The organism is Micromonospora lutea, from assembly GCF_016863535.1.
GTDB lineage: Bacteria > Actinomycetota > Actinomycetes > Mycobacteriales > Micromonosporaceae > Micromonospora > Micromonospora lutea.
On the sequence record NZ_BOPB01000021.1, the window covers coordinates 83,884 to 102,142 of the forward strand.

Here is an 18,259-nt window from a genome sequence, read left to right on the forward strand (position 1 = left end):
GGTCCATTGTGTACCAAAGAGTCCGGTCTCGGGGGACAGGATGTCCGTCGGCCGTCGACCCGTACCCGCCCGCCGGAAACCCCGGGGTGCAGCCGGTCACCCTAGGGGAGCCGGTGCGCCGGTATCAGGGGAAACGGGGGTGGTTCCGGAGCCCGCCGCGATGTCCGGCGGCTCTAGGCTGACCACGTGACACTGATCGCAACCGAGTCGTTGACGAAGGTCTACGGCGGCGAGGTCACCGCACTGTCCGATCTGACGGTCGCGGTGGAACCAGGGATCGTCGGTCTGGTCGGCGCCAACGGCGCCGGCAAGTCGACCTTGATCAAGCTGCTGCTCGGCCTGCTCACTCCCACTCGCGGCCGGATACAGGTGCTGGGGCTGGACCCGACCGTCGACACGGCGGCCGTGCGGGCCCGGGTCGGCTACATGCCGGAGCACGACTGCCTGCCGCCCGACCTGTCCGCCGCCGAACTGGTCACCCACCTGGGGCGGATCAGCGGCCTGCCGCGCACCATCGCCCGGGAACGGGCCTCCGAGGCGTTACGCCACGTGGGCCTGCACGAGGAACGCCACCGGCCGGTGGGCGGCTACTCCACCGGCATGAAACAGCGGGTCAAGCTCGCTCAGGCGCTGGTGCACGATCCCGACCTGTTGCTGCTCGACGAGCCCACCAACGGCCTCGATCCGGCCGGCCGGGACGCCATGCTGGCTCTGGTGCAGCGGATCGGCACCGAGTTCGGCATCTCCGTACTGGTCTGCTCGCACCTGCTCGGCGAGGTCGAGCGGATCTGCGACACCCTGGTCGCCATCGACGGCGGCCGGTTGCTGCGGGCCGACCACATCGCCGCGATGACCACGGCCACCGACGTGCTCGCGGTGGAGGTCAGCGAGGGCACCGAGGCGCTGGCCGCCCGGCTGGCCGCGCTCGACCTGCCGGTGGGCCGCGAGGGACGGCTGCTGCTGGTGCCGCTGGCCGACCAGGGTACGTACGACCTGATCCTCGGTGCGGTGGCCGAGTTGGACCTGCCGTTGCACCGGCTGGACCAGCGCCGGCACCGGGTGGCCGAACTCTTCGCCCGGAGGGAGAACAGCCATGTCTGAGCCGACCGGCGTCATCCACGACATCGGCTACCAGCGCTACACCGGCCCCCGGCTGGGTCGTCGGGAGGTCTTCGGCGCGCTCTACCTGCACGGCGTACGGACCGCGTTCGGGCTGGGCCGCAGCGCCAAGGCCAAGATCTTCCCCTGGCTGGTGGTCGGCATCGTGCTGATGGTGGCCGCCGCGGTGACCGCGATCCGCAGCCAGATCGGCGAAGTGATCATGACGTACGCCCAGTTCGCCGACGCGATGAGCTGGCTGGTCATCTTCTTCGTCGCGGTGGCCGCGCCCGAACTGGTCTCCCGTGACCTGCGCAGCGGTGTCCTCCCGCTGTACTTCTCCCGGCCCCTGCCGCACGCCGACTACCCGCTGGCCAAGCTGCTCGCGCTGGTCACCGCGCTCTTCCTGCTGCTCGGCGCGCCGCAGCTGCTGATGTTCCTCGGCGCGGCGTTCACCGCCGACGGGATTTCCGGGGTCTGGGACGAGCTGCTCGACCTGCTGCCCGGGCTGCTCTACGCCGGGCTGTGGGCGGTGGTCTTCGCCTCGATCGGCCTGCTGGTCGCCTCGATGACCGGCAAGCGGGCCTTCGCCGCCGGCGGGATCGTCGCCGTCTTCCTGATGACCACGCCGATCGTCGGCATCCTGTCGGTGCTGCCCTCGCAGGCGGCGAACCAACTCGCCGGCATCGCCTCGCCGCCCACCCTGGTGCAGGGGGTCGGCCTCTGGACGATGCACGACCTGCTGGTCACCGAATCCAACACCGCCGACCTCGACCTCGGGGCCTTCGGCCCGGTGTACGCGCTGGTCGCCGTCGCGCTCGTGGCCGGCTGCGTCGCCCTGCTGCTGGCCCGCTACAAGAAGGTGGCCGCACGATGACCACGACGAACACCGCCGCACCGGCGGCCACCGCCACCAGCACCCTCGACCTCGCCGGGGTCTCCCGCTGGTACGGCAACGTGGTCGCGGTCAACAACGTGAGCATGAGCCTCGGAGCCGGGGTGACCGGACTGCTCGGCCCGAACGGCGCGGGCAAGACCACCCTGCTGCACATGATGGCCGGTTTCCTCGCCCCGTCCCGGGGCGAGGTGACCCTGGATGGTCGACCCACCTGGCGCAACCCGGAGGTCTACCGACGGCTCGGCCTGGTCAGCGAGCGGGAGGCGGTGCACAGCTTCCTCACCGCCTACGAGTTCGTGCTGGCCACCGCGAAGCTGCACCGGTTGCCGGATCCACCAGCCGCGGCGCGTCGCGCCATCGACCTGGTCGAGATGGCCGACGCCCAGGATCGCCGCATCGGCACGTACTCGAAGGGCATGCGGCAGCGCACCCGGGTGGCTGCGGCGCTGGTGCACGACCCGCAGGTGCTGCTGCTCGACGAGCCGTTCAACGGCATGGACCCGCGCCAGCGGTTGCACATGATGGAGCTGCTGCACGCCCTCGGCGACGAGGGCCGGACGATCCTGTTCAGCTCGCACATCCTGGAGGAGGTCGAGCAGGTCTCCGGCACCGTCCAGGTGATGGTCGCCGGTCGGCTCGCCGCCTCCGGCGACTTCCGGACCATCCGGCGGCTGATGACCAACCGACCGCACGTCTTCGCCATCCGCTCCACCGACGACCGGGCGCTGGCCGTCGCGTTGATGGCCGAAGCGTCCGTCACCGGGGTCGAGCTGGGGCGCGACGGCCTGACCGTACGGGCCGGTGACTACGGCGCCTTCACCCGGGTGCTGCCGAAGGTCGCCCTGGCCCGAGGGGTACGGGTTCGGCACCTGATACCCGAGGACGAGTCCCTGGAGAGCGTCTTCTCCTACCTGGTGGAGGCCTGATGTCCACTGTCTCCTGGATCACCGTGCGCGGCCTGTTCGGGCGTCGCCGGTTCCTGCTGTTGCTGCCGCTGCCCGTACTGCTGGTGACGTTGGCCGTTCTCGCCCGAGGGCTCGGGGTGGCACCCGCCGACTGGGGGCCGCCGGTGCTGGTCGGCCTCGGGCTGGCGGTGGTGCTGCCGGTGGTCGCCCTGATCGTCGGCACCGGAGTGCTCGGGGCCGAGATCGACGACGGCACGGTGGTGCACGTGCTCACCACGCCACTACCACGCTGGCAGATCGTGCTGCCGAAGCTGGCCGTCGCAGCCGGGGTCACCGCGGTCACCGTCGCGGTCCCACTGTTCGCCGCCGGCCTACTGGCCGACTCGGTACGGCTCGGCGTGGCGCTCGTCCTCGCCGCGTCCGCCGGTGCGCTGGCCTACTCGGCGCTGTTCGTGGCGGCCAGCCTGCTCACCCGGCGGCCGGTCCTGCTCGGTCTGGTCTACGTGCTGATCTGGGAGGGGCTGCTCAGCAACGTGATCAGCGGCACCCGGGTGCTGTCGATCCAGCACTACGTGATCGCCCTGGCCGACCGGCTCGCCCCGACCGACCTGCTCGGCACCACGGTCTCCGTGTCGGTGGCGGCGGTGATGACCGCGCTGATCATCATCGCCTTCACCCTCCTGGCGGTGAACCGCCTCCGCTCCTTCTCCGTCGCCGGCGAAACCAGCTGAGCCGTAAGGAAGGGCACCTTATTAACGCCTCCGGTATAGGAAGGGCCCCTTGTTAACGAGCCGGCTCGGCCCGCGTTAATAAGGGGCCCTTCCTATGCACCAGACGTTAATAAGGTGCCCTTCCTTGCACCTCGTCAGAAGGCGCAGGCGATGACGAGTTCGGGGGTGCGGTCGGGAAGCAGGTCGAGCTTGCCGATGTGGCCGGCCGCGCGTAGGTCGTCGATGACCAGTGTGAGCTGGTCGAGCAGGGCGGCCGGGCCGAGCGCCTCAGCCAACGGCACCTCCGCCCTCATCGACAGCTTCCGCTCCGACTTGGCCCGACGGACCTGCCCCAACGCGTCGGCGGCGAGTCGCAGCAGGTGCGGAGCACCGTCGCCCTGGATGCTCCGACCCACCTCGTACGGGGTCGGCCACGGCGCGCGATGCACCGAGCCGTACCGCCACCACGACCACACCTCCTCGGTCGCGAAGGGCAGCACCGGGGCGAAGAGCCGCAACTGCACCGACAGCGCGCTGGCCAGTGCCGCCCGGGCCGACTCGGCCGCGGCCCCGCTGGCGTAGGCGCGTTCCTTCACCAGCTCGATGTAGTCGTCACAGAACCGCCAGAAGAACGACTCGGTGGCCTGGAGCGCAGCCGTGTGGTCGTACCCCTCGAACGCCGTTGTCGCGGCCGTCACCACGGCGGAGAGTTCGGCCAGCATGGCCCGGTCCAGTGGTTCGGTCGCCGGTGCGCGCAGCGCGTCGGCGGCGCCCAGTCCGAGCGCGAACTTCGACGCGTTGAGCAGCTTGGTGGCCAACCGCCGGCCGATCCGGATCTGGGCCGGGTCGAAGGCCAGGTCGGTGCCGGGCTTGCCACTGGCCGCCCAGTAACGCACCGCGTCCGAGCCGTGCTGCTCCAGCAGCGCCATCGGGGTGACCACGTTCCCCTTGGACTTCGACATCTTCTTGCGGTCCGGGTCGAGGATCCAGCCGGACAACTCCACCGTCCGCCAGGGCAGCACGCCGTGCTCCAGGTGCGCCCGGACCACCGTGGCGAACAGCCAGGTACGGATGATGTCGTGCCCCTGCGGACGGAGGTCCATCGGGAAGACCTGGGCGAACAGGTCAGGGTCACGTTCCCAGCCGCCGACGATCTGTGGGGTCAGCGACGAGGTGGCCCAGGTGTCCAGCACGTCCGGGTCACCGATGAAGCCGCCCGGCACGCCACGCCGCGACTCGTCGTACCCCGGTGGGACGTCCTCGGACGGGTCGATCGGCAGCGTGGACTCCTCCGGCGTGAGAGGCTGGCTCCAGTCCGGCTCGCCAGCGTCGTCGAGCCGGTACCACACCGGCACCGGCACCCCGAAGTAGCGTTGCCGGCTCACCAACCAGTCGCCGGTGAGGCCGCCCACCCAGTGCTCGTAGCGGTGCCGCATGTGCTCCGGCACCCAGCGCAGTTCCCGGCCACGGGCCAGCAGTTCCTCCCGCAGATCGGTGTCACGGCCGCCGTTGCGCAGATACCACTGCCGAGTCGAGACGATCTCCAGGGGCCGGTCACCCCGCTCGTAGAACTTCACCGGGTGGCTGATCGGGCGCGGCTCGCCGACCAGGTCACCCGCTTCGGTGAGCTGCTCCACCACCCTCCGCCGGGCACCGTTCACGGTCTGCCCGGCCAGCACCGCGTACGGCTGTGCGGGCACCCCCGTCGGAGGCTCCGGCAACAGGCGACCGTCCCGGCCGATCACCACCCGGGTGTCCAGGGCCAGTTCCCGCCACCAGGTCACGTCGGTCAGGTCGCCGAAGGTGCAGACCATCGCGATGCCGGTGCCCTTGGCCGGATCCGCCAGCGGGTGCGCGCGCACCGGCACCTCCACCCCGAACACGGGGGTACGCACGGAGGTGTCGACCAGGTCCGCGTACCGCTCGTCGTCGGGGTGACAGACCAGCGCGACGCAGGCCGGCAGCAGCTCCGGTCGGGTGGTGTCGATCAGCACCTCCCGCCCGCCGGGCGCGTGGAAGCGCAACCGGTGGTACGCGCCGGGGCGTTCCCGGTCCTCCAACTCGGCCTGCGCCACGGCGGTGGCGAAACCGACGTCCCACAGCGTCGGTGCCTCGGCCTGGTACGCCTCGCCCCGGGCCAGGTTGCGCAGGAACGCCCGCTGAGAGGTGGCCCGAGCCGTCAGCCCGATGGTGGTGTACATCAACGACCAGTCCACCGACAGGCCGAGCCGCCGCCACAGCGCCTCGAAGACCTGCTCGTCGTCGGCCGTCAACCGCTCGCACAGCTCGATGAAGTTTCGCCGGGAGATCGGGGTCGGATTCTTCCGGGCGGCGTCGTCCGCCGGTTCCTGCGGTGCCTGCCAGTCGGGGTCGTACGGCAGGGCCGGGTCACAGCGCACCCCGTAAACGTTCTGCACCCGACGCTCGGTCGGCAGGCCGTTGTCGTCCCAGCCGATCGGGTAGAAGACCATGCGCCCCCGCATCCGCTGGAAGCGGGCGACCAGGTCGGTGTGCGTGTACGAGAAGACATGCCCCATGTGCAACTCGCCGGATACGGTCGGTGGCGGGGTGTCGATCGCGTACACGTCCGACCTACGGCCACCCGGGCGGGGCGAGTCTGACGCCTCGCCACGCCCCCGGACAGCCGGCCTGGTGCGGTCGAACGTGTACGTGCCCTCCTCCTGCCAACGGCGCGACCAGGTCTCCTCGAGCCCGTCCAGCATCGGACGATCGGGGACGCCGGCGCGGGCCGTCCTATCCGTATCGGTCATTCGCCGATCGTAGGCACCGGGGCAGTGGTGAGCACGCCATTACCTCGTCGGGAACGGGTCAGAGCAGCGAGTCGCGCCACTTGCGGTGCAGGTCGGCGTAGCGACCGCCACCGGCGATCAGATCGGCCGGCGGCCCGTCCTCGACGATCCGACCCCGGTCGAGGACCAGGACCCGGTCGGCGATCGCCACCGTGGAGAGCCGGTGCGCGATCACCAGCGCGGTCCGGTCCCGCAGGATGCTGCCGAGCGCGTGCTGCACCAGACGTTCGGTCGGTACGTCCAGCGACGAGGTGGCCTCGTCGAGGATCAGCACCGCCGGGTCGGCCAGGAACGCCCGCGCGAAGGCGACCAGTTGGCGCTGCCCGGCGGAGAGCCGACCACCGCGCCGGTGCACCTGTGTGGCGTACCCGTCGGGCAGCGCCGAGATGAAGTCATGCGCGCCGATCGCCCGAGCGGCGGCCTCGACGGCGGTGTCGTCGGCGTCCGGGCGACCGAACCGGATGTTGTCCGCCACGGTGCCGCCGTACAGGTGGGTTTCCTGGGTGACCAGCACCAGCGCCCGGCGGAGGTCCGCGTCGGCCACCTCGCGCAGGTCCACCCCGTCGAGCGTGATCGTGCCGGTACCCGGGTCGTGAAACCGGGCGAGCAGCTTGGCGACGGTGGATTTGCCGGCGCCGGTCGGCCCGATCAGGGCCACGGTCTGCCCGGCGGGAATGGTGAGGTCCAGCCCGGCGAGGATCGGCGAGTCCGGGCGGTACCCGAACGACACCGCGTGGAAGTGGACGGCACCACGGTTCGGACCGTCGGGCAGTGGCACCGGCCGGCCCGGTTCGGCGACCGACGGTCGCTCGTCGAGCACCCCGGCGAGCTTCTCCAGCGCCGCAGTCGCCGACTGGAGCGAGTTGTAGAACTGGCTCAGCTCCTGCATCGGTTCGAAGAACCGGCGCAGGTAGAGCAGGAAGGCCGCGAGCACCCCGACCCCGGTGTCGCCGCCCAGCACCCGGGCACCGCCGTAGCAGAGCACCACCGCGACGGCGACGTTGCCGATCAGCTTGATGCCCGGTGAGTACGTCGCGATCAGCTGGAAGGCGTGCCGGCTGGAGCGACGGTAGTCGTCGTTGACCGAGTCGAAGATCTGTTGGTTGCGGTCCTGGCGGCGGTACGCCTGAACCGCCCGGATGCCCCGCATCGACTCGACGAAATGGACGATGACCAGCGCCATCGCCTCCCGGGTGCGCCGATATGCGATGGCCGAGGCACGGGCGAACCAGCGGGACAGCCAGAACAGCATCGGGAAGGCGAGCAGGGTCACCGAGGCCAGCGGCAGGTCCAGCCAGAGCAGGATGCCGGCCACCGAGACGATCGTCAGGGCCGCCATCACCAAGCTCTCGACACCCCCGTCGGCCAGTTCGGCGATCGAGTCGATGTCGCTGGTCAGGCGCGAGATCATTCGGCCCGATGTGTACCTCTCGTGGAAGGCCACCGGCAGGTGCAGGAAGTGTGCGTACACCCGTCGGCGCAGGTCGAGCAGGACGGCCTGGCCGATGCGGGCGGAGATGGTGAGGAAACCGCGCCGGGCGGCGTACTCGATGCCGGCTGCCACGGCGAACGACACGGCCACGGTGATCAGCGGGCCGGGCTCGCCGGCCCGCAGCGGCTCGATCGCCCGGTCGATGCCGAGCATGACCAGGTACGGCCCGGACATGGCCGCGGCGTTCTGGGTCAACAGCAGCGCGACCGCCATGCCCAGCCGGGTCCGGTGTGGGCGCACCACCTCCGCCAGCAACGCCCGGCTGCGGGTTCGGAGCCGGGCCACCGCGGCCGGATCGGTGTCCTCGGCGAGACTGCGGTCGGCGTGCGGGTCCGGTGGCACCCCCCGCCAGTGGGCCGGGTCCGCCTCGGATGGTGGATCCGGCACGGCCGACGCGGCGGTCACGAGCGCACCAGGGGAGAGCCGCCGGGCGCCGGACCGGTCCGGGTCCGCGCGGCCGGCGGTACGACCGGCTCGGCGGCGAGCAGCCCACGATACGTGGGCACACTGGCGAGCAACTCGGTGTGGGTGCCGACAGCGGTGATCCGTCCGTGCTCCAGCAACGCCACCCGGTCGGCCAGCGCGATGGTGGAGGGGCGGTGCACCACGAGCAGCGCTGTGGTGTTCCGCAGCACCCGTTTGAGCGCTGACTCCACCAACGCCTCGGTGTGCACGTCGAGCGCGGACAGTGGATCGTCGAGGACGAGCACAGCGGGACGGATCAGCACCGCGCGGGCGAGGGCGAGTCGTTGCCGCTGGCCGCCGGAGATCGACAGGCCCTGCTCTCCGAGCCGGGTACGCAGCCCCCACGGCAGGTCGTACGCGAACCCGGCCTGGGCCAGGGTCAGGGCGGCCCGGACCTCGTCCTCGCTGGCGTCGGGCCGGCCCAGCGTCAGGTTTTCCCACACCGACATGGAGAACAGCGTCGGCTCCTCGAAGGCGACCCCGATCAGGCCGCGCAGTGCAGCCAGCCGCAGGTCACGCAGGTCGTGCCCGTCGAGGGTGATGCGGCCGGCGCTGACCTCGTGCAGTCGGGGCACCAGGGACAACAGGGTGCTCTTGCCACTGCCGGTGGCGCCGACCACGGCCAGGGTCTCGCCGGGCTCGACGGTGAGGTCGAGGTCCCGCAACACCGGGACAGCGTTACCCGGATAGCGGAAGACCACCCCCTCGAAGCGGAGTCGACCGCGCACCGCCGAGCGCGCCAGGGCGATGGCGACCGGACCGTCCACGATGGAGGGCTGGGTGTCCAGCACCTCCTGGATCCGGTCGGCGGCGGTGGCCGCCTCCTGCCCGTTGGCGATGATCCATCCCAGCGACTGCACCGGCCAGATCAGCATCAACTGGAGGCTGACGAAGGCGACGAGCTGACCGATGGTGAGCCGTCCACCGGCGACCGCGGCGGCACCGGCCACCAGAACGATGCCCAGGGTCAGGTTCGGCACCAGATCGAGCAGCGCGGACGTGCGGGCGAGCAGCCTCGCCTTGCCGATCCCGGTGTCGTGCACCGCCTCGGTGCCGGCGGCGAACCGGGCGGCCAGTTGCGGTCCCCGCCCGTACGCCTTCATCGTGCGGAGGCCCTGCGCGGTCTCCTCGACCAGCGTGGCCACGTCGCCCTGCTGGTCCTGCATCCGACGGGACGCGACGTGATAGTGCCGGCCGAAGCGTCGGGCGATCAGGAAGAGCGGCACCGCGCTGGCCGTCACCAGCAGGCCCAGCGCGGGGTGCAGCCGGATCAGCAGCACCACGACGACCAGATAGGTGACCACGTTGAGGATGAGGAAGAACAGGCCGAAGGAGAGGAACCGACGCAGCACCGACAGGTCGCTGGTGATCCGGGAGAGCAACTGCCCGGACGGCCACCGATCGTGGAAATCGGCCGACAGCCGTTGCAGGTGGGCGTAGACGTCGGTGCGAATGGCTGCCTCCATCGCCACCGAGGACGACGACTGCACCCACCGACGAACGAAGATCAGCAGGGCTTCGGCCACTCCGAGCAGCAGTGCCAGCCCGGCCAGCAGGAACAGCCCGTTCGGGTCACGCCGGGCCACCGGTCCGTCGACCACCTGCTGCGCCACCAGGGGCACGGCGATGCCGGCGCCGGTGGCGGCCAGCCCGGCGAGCATCAGCCAGCCGAACTCGAATGCGTGAGGACGCAGGTAGCGGCGCAGTCGCCAGAGGTTGCGCAGGGGATGTCGACGGATCTCGCCCCGGTCGGCCGGGCCGCCGCCGCTCCCCGCAGCCACTACCCGACGGTAGCCGCATTTGGCCACGACGCCGCTGTCGGCTTGCTGTCAGCTGCGCGGTCCATGCTACGCACTGTTCGCGTTTGCTGACCACCCGTGTTGGCTGTCCTGCCCACGGCCCACGGCCCACTGGCCCGCCGGCCGGTGTTCCGCCCTTGTCGTCCCGCTGGTTGCCACTCCGTTCCCGGCGCTGCTGACGCTACGTGTGCTCAAGCGCTCCCGCCTATCGCTCATTGCTCCCTTTGCTCTGCTTCACTCCACGCAACGGTTACCGTCCGCATCGGGCAACAGCTTTGTGATCGAAACGCCCCGGTACGTCGTCGCTGCTGAGGGCCTACTGCGTGGAGTGAAGCAGAGCAAAGCGTGCGAAGTGGAGACCTTTGGTCGACGGGCGGCAGACGAGAAACGTCACCCAGGGTAATGACTACGGTGGGTGAGTGCAGGCCTCTGGAGCTAGCCGAGTTGTTCGTGGTCGAGGAGCCAGCGTTTCACCGGCAACCCCCAGCGATAACCACCGAGGGTGCCGTCGGTCCGCAGTACCCGGTGGCAGGGAACGAAGAGTGCTGCGGCATTGCGGGCGCAGGCCGCTGCGGCGGCGCGTACCGCCGCGGGACGGCCGGCCAGTGCGGCGTACCCGGTGTAGGTGACCGGCGCGCCTGGTTTGACGTCGCGCAGCACCTGCCAGGCGTGGGACATGAACGCCCCGCCGGTGTGCTGCTCGACCGGGATGTCGTCGATCGCGGTCAGGTCGCCGGAGAGGTATCCGGCGACGGCGGCGGTGACCGGGCCGAGGTCCGGCCGATGCCGCGGCTCGCCACGCAGGCTCGGGTGCATGAGTGGCAGCAGGGTCGCCGGGTCCGCGGTGAAACCTGACGCCCGTACCGAGCCGTCCGGACCGACCAGGACGGCGAACGGCCCGGCGGGAGTGTCGACGACCGTGCTGTCGATCATGCTGGTGGTGTTCATGCTGCTCATTCGGCTCTCCATGGTCGGGACTGATGGTGACCGGCGGAAGCGGGCCCCGGTCTGGCCGTCGGACGGGTTCATGCTGACCGCCACAGACGGATCACTGCGTACGACCGCCAGGGGCGCCAGCGGGCGGCGTACTCGTCAAGGATTTTGGGGTCGTTGGTGAGGCCGAGGGCGACGGCGCCCCGGCGGACCGCGAGGTCGGTGGGGAGGAACGTGTCGGGGTCGCCGAGCGCACGCATGCTCAGGTAGCCGGCGGTCCACGCGCCGATGCCCGGAATCGCGGTGAGGCGTCGCGTCGTCTCCTCCCGGTCCCCACCCGGCTCCAGGTCAAGCTCTCCGGACGAGGCCGCCCGCGCCACCGCCCGGATCGTCTCGCGCCGCCCCGCCGGCATCCGGAACCCCGAATCCGCCACCCTCAGCAGTTGCTCCGCCGTGGCGAATCCGGACAGCGCTCCGGTCTCCAGGACGTCCTGATCATCCCGAGCCTCGCGGAGGAGGTGGGTGAGCGTGGTGCGGGCGGAGGCGAGGGAGACCTGCTGGGTGGCGATGGCGCGGACGGCGGTCTCGAAACCGTCCACCGCGCGGGGTACGCGTACCCCGGGCTCGGCCGCCACCGCCGCGGCCAGCGCGGGGTCGGCGGCGAGCGTCTGGTCGACGGCGACCGGATCCGCGTCCAGGTCGAACAGACGCCGGCACCGGGCCACGGCGGGGGCAAGGTCGCGCAGGTCCGTCAGCCGCAGCGTCGCTGCCACGTAACCGGCCGCCGGGGTCAGCGTGGCCTCGCCGAAGCCGTGCGGCAAGCGCAACCCCCGGCGGTACGCCCCGTCGACCACCTCGTCGACCCCCGGCAGCGTCCGCTGGGCGAGAAAGTCGAGCAACGCGGTGGCATGCAGCGGCGGTCGGTACGCCAGCCGCAGGGTGACCGTGCCCGCGCCGCCGACCGGCGTGCCCGTGTCGGTCCGCAGCTGCGACGGCGGAACGCCGTAGACCGCGCGTACGGTGTCGTTGAACTGCCGGACGCTACCGAACCCGGCCGCGAACGCGATCTCGGCCAGGCCCAGCCCGGTCGTCTCGATCAGGGTGCGGGCGGTCTGCGCACGTTGCGCCCTGGCCAGTGCCAGCGGGCCTGCGCCGAGTTCCGCCCGCAGCATCCGGTGCAGGTGCCGCTCGGTGTAGCCGAGCCGGGCGGCCAGTCCGGGTACCCCGTCGCGGTCGACCACACCGTCGGCGATCAGTCGCATCGCCCGGCCCACCACGTCGGCCCGTACGTCCCACTGGGGTGAGCCGGGGGAGGCGTCCGGGCGGCAGCGACGGCAGGCGCGTAGCCCGGCCCGCTGGGCCGCCGCCGACGACGGGAAGAACCGTACGTTCCGCCGCTTCGGGGTCATCGCCGGACAGGACGGCCGGCAGTAGATTCCCGTCGAGGTCACGCCCGTGTAGAACCAGCCGTCGAACCGCTGGTCACGGCTGTCGACGGCCCGGTAACACCGCTCGAAGTCCAGTTCCACGTCACCGATGATGCGCCTGCCTCCACCCGCTCGGCTCGCGGAATTCGGACCACACCCTCGTCGACGGGGAGCGGGAATTGTCGGTTGTCATGGGTAGCGTGCGGCCACCAACTCCAGAAGGGTGCGGCAATGGTCAGCGTGGCGGGTCGGGCGACGTCGAGACACGAGCACCCACCGCTCGACCCGACAGTGGTCCAACGCTTCTACTGCCGGATGCGCGCCGTCGCCCCCGCCGCGGTCGGTGCGATCGAGCGGGACCGCGCCGACGACCCGGGACGTGCCTTCGGCGACACCGCCTGCGGTCGACTGGTCGGGTCGCTCGACCAGGACGGGATCCGCGCGCTCGGGATGTGGGTGCACCACTGGTGCATGCGCTTCTACGACGACGACACCCGGTCCGCACTGCGGCTGCTCCGGGAGATCGCGGCCCGGCCGACGCTCGGCTGGACGGCCGACGAGGTCCACTGGATGCTCGGTGAGTCGCAGCAGGCCGGCCCCGCGGCCGAAGGGCGGTTCACGCTGCCGCTGGCCGCCGCAGCCGAGCTCGTCCCGGGTGCGTTGCGGATCGACCTGCTGGTGCCGCGCCAGCAGCAGCCGCAACACGACCGGTGACGCCCGCCTGCCTGCCGGTGGCCCAGCGGCACCGGCGTAAGCTGGCTCGCCGTGAGCCTCACCATCGGCATCGTCGGCCTGCCCAACGTCGGCAAGAGCACCCTGTTCAACGCGCTGACCAAGAACGACGTGCTCGCCGCGAACTACCCGTTCGCGACCATCGAGCCCAACGTCGGTGTGGTCGGACTGCCCGACGAACGACTGGACAAGCTCGCCGAGATCTTCGGCTCGCAGAAGGTGATCCCCGCCCCGGTCTCGTTCGTCGACATCGCCGGTCTGGTGCGCGGTGCGTCCAAGGGACAGGGGCGGGGCAACGCGTTCCTGGCCAACATCCGCGACGCCTCGGCGATCTGCCAGGTGGTACGGGCGTTCTCCGACCCGAACGTGGTGCACGTCGACGGCAAGGTTTCCCCCGCCGACGACATCGAGACGATCAACACCGAGCTGATCCTGGCCGACATCCAGACGCTGGAGAAGGCGCTGCCCCGGTTGGAGAAGGAGGCCAAGCTCCGCAAGGACCGGGCCGCCGCGGTGGACGCCGCCCGTAGGGCCGTTGAGGTCCTGGACGGTGGCACCACCCTCTACGCCGGCGCGGCAGCGGCCAAGATTGAGCTGGAGCACCTGCGTGAGCTGCACCTGCTCACCACCAAGCCGTTCCTCTACGTCTTCAACGTCGACGAGGCCGAGCTGAACAACGCCGAGTTCCTCGCCGAGTTGCGCGCGCTGGTGGCACCGGCCGAGGCGGTCTTCATGGACGCCAAGATCGAGTCTGAGCTGGTGGACCTGCCGGACGAGGAGGCCCGGGAGTTGCTGGAGTCGATCGGGCAGTCCGAGCCCGGGCTGAACCAGCTGGTCCGGGTCGGTTTCCGGACGCTCGGCCTCCAGACGTACCTCACCGCCGGCCCCAAGGAGGCGCGGGCCTGGACCGTGCCGATCGGCGCGACCGCCCCGGAGGCCGCCGGGGTGATCCACTCCGACTTCCAGCGCGGCTTCATCAAGGCCGAGGTCGTCTCCTACACCGACCTGGTCGAGGCCGGTTCGATGGCCGCGGCCAAGGCGGCGGGCAAGGTCCGCATCGAGGGCAAGGAGTACGTCATGCAGGACGGCGACGTCGTGGAGTTCCGCTTCAACGTCTGAGTGCGTCCTGCCGGATCGTGCGAGGCCCGGGGCTCAGCGGGCGCGGAGGGCGTCGTCGACGGCGGTCTCCCGGTGACCGAGGTGCACCGGATCGCGGCCGGAGAGCACGTCCAGCGCGGCCTTCAGGCCGGCACCGTACTCCCGGGCGGAGGCGACCTGCCAGGGCCGGCTGTACTCCCGGGCCGTCTCGTCGCCGACGCCGACGGCGTCGATGCCGAGGTGACGGCAGACCGTGACCGCGCGGGCCAGGTGGAACTGCTGGGTCACCACGGTTGCCCGCTCGACCCCGAAGATCTGCTTCGCCCGGGCGCACGAGTCGTACGTGTCGAAGCCGGCATGGTCCAGCGCGATCTTGTCAGTCGGTACGCCCCGATCGACGAGCCAGCGCCGCATGGCCTCGGGTTCGTTGTAGTCATGGCGCATGTTGTCGCCGGAGACCAGGATCGCCTGCACCTTGCCGGTGACGTACAGCTCGCGGGCGATCTCCAGGCGGGCGGCGAGGAACGGTGCCGGAGTGCCGTCGGGTTGCACCCGGGTGCCCAGGACCAAGGCGACCGGTGCCTCGGGGACCGTCGCCACCGGGTACGTCCGCCCCTCGGCACCCGAGCGGAGCCAGCTCACGCTCGCCCAGCTGGCGGTGGCCAGCAGCAGAGCGACCGCCGCACCGGCCAACAGCGTCCGGCGGAGCCACCGCCCTCGACCCCGGTCGCGGATGTGTCGCAGTCGGGCCACGATGGCGGTACGGCTCGGCATGCGTACAAGTATCCCGGGTCGACGCCACCGTGCGGCGGTGCGTGTGCCAGGCTCGGCACACGCACCGCGTCACACCGTTGTCGTCACCCGAGCCGGTACACCGAGATGTGCGAGGTGCTGGTCGGGTCGAAGGGCGATCGATCCCAGTCGGCGTACCGCTCGGTCAGGCGGAAACCGGCCCGCCCTGCCATCTCGTCGATCTGCTCCGGCCACATGTACCGCATGGCGAACGGGTGCAGGTGCACCCCGGTGCCGTCGAAGGTGATCGTCTGTCGGAGGAACGTCTGCGCCGCACGATCGTAGCGGTGCAGCCGAATGGCGGCCGAGTCCTCGGTCACCGACCAGGGCCGGACCTGTTCGTCCCGGTCGATGTCCGCAAGGTTGGGCACGTACGTCTCGATGACGAACGCCCCGCCCGGCTCCAAGACCCGCGCGACGTTGCGGAAGCAGTCCGCCTGCCGCTCCTCGCGGGTCAGGTTGAACAGGGTGTTGAAGACCAGGTACGCCATCCGGTACGGACCGGTGGCGTCCGGCACGTCGGCCATGTCCCCGATGGCCACCGGAAGATGCTCGCCGCCGGGTTTGGCACGCAGCTTCGCGACCATCTCCGGTGACGCCTCGACACCTTCCACGGCGCAACCGCGGGCGGCCAGTGGAAGGGCGACCCGACCGGTGCCGATGGCAAGTTCCAGCACCCGACCGTCGCCGGCCAGATCGGCAAGAAACTCCACCGCTGCCGTGGGGTCGGGAAGCCCACCCGGCAGGTCGTACGTGTCGGCCCAGAGTCGGCCGAAGTGTCCTGGATCATCGAAGACCGACATCAGCGGCCTCCGTTGGTGCTACCGGCGCCGCGCGGCGCCTTGTTCGTCGCTGTGCACATACGCACGAAGCCTCGTTTCGAAGAGGTCGGTGACGGCTGTTCGCTGGACGGACGCCGTGGCGTACCTCATGTCGTCGCTCCCTTCGTCTGGTGCGGCGTTGGCCGGCGCGGCCCGGTGAACCTCTCTGGACACCGCACGAGCCTGCTCGTCAGTCAACCGGCCTCGCTGGCCGGGTGGCAACCGGATTGCCTGACGGCACAGGACATCGAGGGATTGACACAGGGAGCTACCTTCCGGCCTGAACGGCGGCCGACGGTGCGTGACGCGGTCGCCACAGATCCGATCGACATCACATCCCAGGAGGCTCCCGTTGATGACAACTTCTCAGCGGCGTGGACGCCGGCTCGCGAGGACCCTCGCCGCCGTCACCGCCGCGCTCACCGCGTCAGCCCTCGCTGTCCTGCCCGCCGCGCCGGCCTCGGCGGACCCGACGAATCTCGACGCCTGTCGCGCCGACAGTCGGCCAAGCTATGTGGACGTCAACCCGTGGCAGGCCAGGGGCAACCACATCGACGCGTGGCCGGCGCCGTACGGCATCGAGAGTCTGGACGCGCTGCGCGTCAGCGCGACGGGCACCACGCGCATCGACCACTGGGGCGCCAACAAGAATGTGCAGGGTGACACCGCCCTGGCTCCCGCCGGGTGGCCGCTACCCGGCGAGCGGCAGTACATGCTGATCGCCCGGGTCACCACCGGCTATGTCTGGCATGACGCGCGGGAGCGCTACTACGTGCCGAACGAGTGGTTCCCGGTGGGTGCCAACAGCGGCTGCCTCGGCATCGTCGTCTTCGCCGGTTCCGGAACGCCGAAACTCCAGTTCAGCATCAACGACTCGAAAATCGGCGACAATGGCGGCGGCCCCTCCGTCACGGTCCGCCAGTGGTGGTGAGCTGAACCCAGGCGCAGTAGATCTTGGTGCGAAAGAGCCCTCCCGGGGGCGCTGTCGCACCAAGATCTGATTCCGCTGGTCGTCGCCGCGCGAAGCGCGGCGACGCTCCCGACGCCGCGCTGTGTGGGCTGGGGCTGGTCAGCTGATGTAGTGCAGGATCACGTTGTGCACGTGGTGGCTCTTCTGGTCGCCCCGGAACTCCACCTCGTAGGTGTGCGTACCGACGTGGATGGCGATTGCGCCGGTGGAGAAGAACGACCCGCCCCACGACTTGTTGCTGACCACGCTCACGCTGGTGATCTTGGAGTACGGGATGCTGGTGATCGCGTACTTCTTGCCGATGAACGAACGATCCTGGATGATCACGCGCCGGTCGGTGAGCCCGATGAACCCGGTGCCGGTGCCGACGGCGTCGTAGACGGCGATGATCTGTTCGCCGTCGAGCAGGCCGCTCTGGATCTGTTGGAACTGTTCCTTGCGGTCATAGGTCGCGTTGGCCATGGTGCCCACGGTAGGCAGCGCGCGCCAGCCGCGAGCTTGGCCAGGGACGGTCTCACGTCTGTTTGCTCGCGACCAGGCGCTCGACGCCGTCGATGATCATGCGTAGGCCGAAGCTGTACGCCCGGTCGGGGTCGATCGCGGCGTCGTACTCGGCGCCGGCCGCGTTGCCGATCCGGGCGGCGTTGGGGTACCGCTCCGGGCTGATCAGGGCGGCGAGCAGCGGGCCGGCGGTGGCCCACCACTCACGATCGTCGTGCCCGGTGGCCCGGGTGGTCTCCGCGACCCCGAGGGAGAGCCGGGCCACCGACCTGACGTGATCGAGGACCAGGGTGAGCACCTGGTCGATCTCGACATCGCTGAGCCCGATTCCGACGAGGGGTCGTAGTTCGGTGTCGTACTTTGACGTGGTGCCGGGGCCCAGGGGCGGGCGGGTGACGTCGATGCCCAGCAGCCAGCGGTGTGCCGCGAAGAGTTCCCAGTTCCGCTCGGCGACGGCTTCCAGTGCGGGCCGCCATCCCGAGTCGAGCGGCAGGTCGTCCGGCGACTGGTAGAGGGTGCCGTTGACGTGGTCGACCATCAGGTCGATCAGTTCGCCCTTGCCCGGGACATGGGCGTAGAGGGACATCGCTCCCACGCCGAGGCGATCAGCGATCTTGCGCATCGAGAGCTTGTCGATCCCGATCTCCGAGGCCACCGCGATGGCGGCCTCCACGATCCCGTCGAGGGTGAGGCCGGAACGCCCGGTCTTCGGGTTCGTCCGCCACAGCAGCGCGATGCTCAGCAACGGGTCGCCCGTTCCGGTGTGCTCGGCCATCCTCGGTTGCCTCCTGCCGTACGGGAATGAACC

At 70.5% G+C, this 18,259-nt stretch carries 16 protein-coding genes; 7 read left to right on the forward strand and 9 right to left on the reverse strand.

The features are described 5' to 3' along the window. Positions 1 to 186: 186 nt before the first annotated feature. The 4 genes from Vlu01_RS18755 to Vlu01_RS18770 are packed head-to-tail and all read left to right on the forward strand — an operon-like array spanning position 187 to position 3,632. The gene (locus Vlu01_RS18755; RefSeq protein ID WP_204001285.1) at positions 187 to 1,101 is read left to right on the forward strand and encodes an ABC transporter ATP-binding protein; all 915 of its coding nucleotides are present in this window, start codon (positions 187 to 189) and stop codon (positions 1,099 to 1,101) included. Continuing rightward, positions 1,094 to 1,975, forward strand: a complete 882-nt coding sequence (locus Vlu01_RS18760) for an ABC transporter permease (RefSeq protein WP_204001288.1) — start codon at positions 1,094 to 1,096, stop codon at positions 1,973 to 1,975. The genes Vlu01_RS18755 and Vlu01_RS18760 overlap by 8 nt, the downstream gene beginning before the upstream one ends. Next, complete coding sequence (locus Vlu01_RS18765) at positions 1,972 to 2,922, forward strand: ABC transporter ATP-binding protein (RefSeq protein ID WP_204001291.1); 951 nt, start codon at positions 1,972 to 1,974, stop codon at positions 2,920 to 2,922. The genes Vlu01_RS18760 and Vlu01_RS18765 overlap by 4 nt, the downstream gene beginning before the upstream one ends. Next, on the forward strand, positions 2,922 to 3,632 hold the full coding sequence (locus Vlu01_RS18770; protein ID WP_204001294.1) for an ABC transporter permease subunit: 711 nt from the start codon (positions 2,922 to 2,924) through the stop codon (positions 3,630 to 3,632). The genes Vlu01_RS18765 and Vlu01_RS18770 overlap by 1 nt, the downstream gene beginning before the upstream one ends. A gap of 134 nt (positions 3,633 to 3,766) precedes the next feature. On the opposite strand, the gene valS is transcribed toward Vlu01_RS18770, so the two are convergent. From valS to Vlu01_RS18795, 5 genes are all read right to left on the reverse strand, one after another. After that, complete coding sequence (valS, locus tag Vlu01_RS18775; RefSeq protein ID WP_204001295.1) at positions 3,767 to 6,382, reverse strand: valine--tRNA ligase; 2,616 nt, start codon at positions 6,380 to 6,382, stop codon at positions 3,767 to 3,769. A gap of 58 nt (positions 6,383 to 6,440) precedes the next feature. Further along, a complete protein-coding gene (locus Vlu01_RS18780; RefSeq protein ID WP_204001296.1) occupies positions 6,441 to 8,318 on the reverse strand; it encodes an ABC transporter ATP-binding protein in 1,878 nt (625 codons plus the stop codon). Next, a complete protein-coding gene (locus Vlu01_RS18785; protein WP_373307445.1) occupies positions 8,315 to 10,159 on the reverse strand; it encodes an ABC transporter ATP-binding protein in 1,845 nt (614 codons plus the stop codon). The genes Vlu01_RS18780 and Vlu01_RS18785 overlap by 4 nt, the downstream gene beginning before the upstream one ends. Positions 10,160 to 10,612: 453 nt before the next feature. After that, positions 10,613 to 11,125: a methylated-DNA--[protein]-cysteine S-methyltransferase gene (locus Vlu01_RS18790; RefSeq protein WP_204001419.1), complete on the reverse strand. Its 513-nt coding sequence runs from the start codon at positions 11,123 to 11,125 to the stop codon at positions 10,613 to 10,615. A 77-nt stretch (positions 11,126 to 11,202) separates the two neighbouring features. Then, positions 11,203 to 12,639, reverse strand: coding sequence for an AlkA N-terminal domain-containing protein (locus tag Vlu01_RS18795; protein ID WP_204001297.1), 1,437 nt, complete (start codon positions 12,637 to 12,639; stop codon positions 11,203 to 11,205). A gap of 129 nt (positions 12,640 to 12,768) precedes the next feature. Here Vlu01_RS18795 and Vlu01_RS18800 point away from each other — a divergent pair, with 129 nt between their 5' ends. Beyond that, complete coding sequence (locus Vlu01_RS18800; RefSeq protein ID WP_204001298.1) at positions 12,769 to 13,251, forward strand: hypothetical protein; 483 nt, start codon at positions 12,769 to 12,771, stop codon at positions 13,249 to 13,251. A gap of 51 nt (positions 13,252 to 13,302) precedes the next feature. Beyond that, the gene (ychF, locus tag Vlu01_RS18805; protein ID WP_204001299.1) at positions 13,303 to 14,388 is read left to right on the forward strand and encodes a redox-regulated ATPase YchF; all 1,086 of its coding nucleotides are present in this window, start codon (positions 13,303 to 13,305) and stop codon (positions 14,386 to 14,388) included. Positions 14,389 to 14,421: 33 nt separating this feature from the next. Here ychF and Vlu01_RS18810 read toward each other — a convergent pair whose 3' ends face one another. Beyond that, complete coding sequence (locus Vlu01_RS18810) at positions 14,422 to 15,141, reverse strand: SanA/YdcF family protein (protein WP_204001300.1); 720 nt, start codon at positions 15,139 to 15,141, stop codon at positions 14,422 to 14,424. An 83-nt stretch (positions 15,142 to 15,224) separates the two neighbouring features. Continuing rightward, positions 15,225 to 15,962 (reverse strand): class I SAM-dependent DNA methyltransferase, encoded by a 738-nt coding sequence (locus Vlu01_RS18815; protein WP_204001301.1) that lies wholly within the window; start codon positions 15,960 to 15,962, stop codon positions 15,225 to 15,227. A 373-nt stretch (positions 15,963 to 16,335) separates the two neighbouring features. Between Vlu01_RS18815 and Vlu01_RS18820 the strand changes: the two genes are divergently transcribed. Then, positions 16,336 to 16,911, forward strand: coding sequence for a hypothetical protein (locus Vlu01_RS18820; RefSeq protein WP_204001302.1), 576 nt, complete (start codon positions 16,336 to 16,338; stop codon positions 16,909 to 16,911). A 138-nt stretch (positions 16,912 to 17,049) separates the two neighbouring features. Here the strand turns inward: Vlu01_RS18820 and Vlu01_RS18825 are convergent, their stop codons facing one another. Further along, positions 17,050 to 17,412, reverse strand: coding sequence for a PH domain-containing protein (locus tag Vlu01_RS18825; protein ID WP_204001308.1), 363 nt, complete (start codon positions 17,410 to 17,412; stop codon positions 17,050 to 17,052). A gap of 52 nt (positions 17,413 to 17,464) precedes the next feature. Beyond that, the gene (locus Vlu01_RS18830) at positions 17,465 to 18,226 is read right to left on the reverse strand and encodes a TetR/AcrR family transcriptional regulator (RefSeq protein ID WP_204001311.1); all 762 of its coding nucleotides are present in this window, start codon (positions 18,224 to 18,226) and stop codon (positions 17,465 to 17,467) included. Positions 18,227 to 18,259 lie beyond the last annotated feature (33 nt).

Bases quoted from the DNA above. Each gene is read 5' to 3' on its own strand.
- Vlu01_RS18760 (WP_204001288.1), top strand. From the start codon at position 1,094: ATGTCTGAGCCGACCGGCGTCATCCACGACATCGGCTACCAGCGCTAC.
- Vlu01_RS18765 (WP_204001291.1), top strand. From the start codon at position 1,972: ATGACCACGACGAACACCGCCGCACCGGCGGCCACCGCCACCAGCACC.
- Vlu01_RS18770 (WP_204001294.1), top strand. From the start codon at position 2,922: ATGTCCACTGTCTCCTGGATCACCGTGCGCGGCCTGTTCGGGCGTCGC.
- valS (WP_204001295.1), bottom strand. From the start codon at position 6,382: ATGACCGATACGGATAGGACGGCCCGCGCCGGCGTCCCCGATCGTCCG.
- Vlu01_RS18790 (WP_204001419.1), bottom strand. From the start codon at position 11,125: ATGAACACCACCAGCATGATCGACAGCACGGTCGTCGACACTCCCGCC.
- Vlu01_RS18800 (WP_204001298.1), top strand. From the start codon at position 12,769: ATGGTCAGCGTGGCGGGTCGGGCGACGTCGAGACACGAGCACCCACCG.
- Vlu01_RS18810 (WP_204001300.1), bottom strand. From the start codon at position 15,141: ATGCCGAGCCGTACCGCCATCGTGGCCCGACTGCGACACATCCGCGAC.
- Vlu01_RS18815 (WP_204001301.1), bottom strand. From the start codon at position 15,962: ATGTCGGTCTTCGATGATCCAGGACACTTCGGCCGACTCTGGGCCGAC.
- Vlu01_RS18820 (WP_204001302.1), top strand. From the start codon at position 16,336: ATGACAACTTCTCAGCGGCGTGGACGCCGGCTCGCGAGGACCCTCGCC.
- Vlu01_RS18825 (WP_204001308.1), bottom strand. From the start codon at position 17,412: ATGGCCAACGCGACCTATGACCGCAAGGAACAGTTCCAACAGATCCAG.
- Vlu01_RS18830 (WP_204001311.1), bottom strand. From the start codon at position 18,226: ATGGCCGAGCACACCGGAACGGGCGACCCGTTGCTGAGCATCGCGCTG.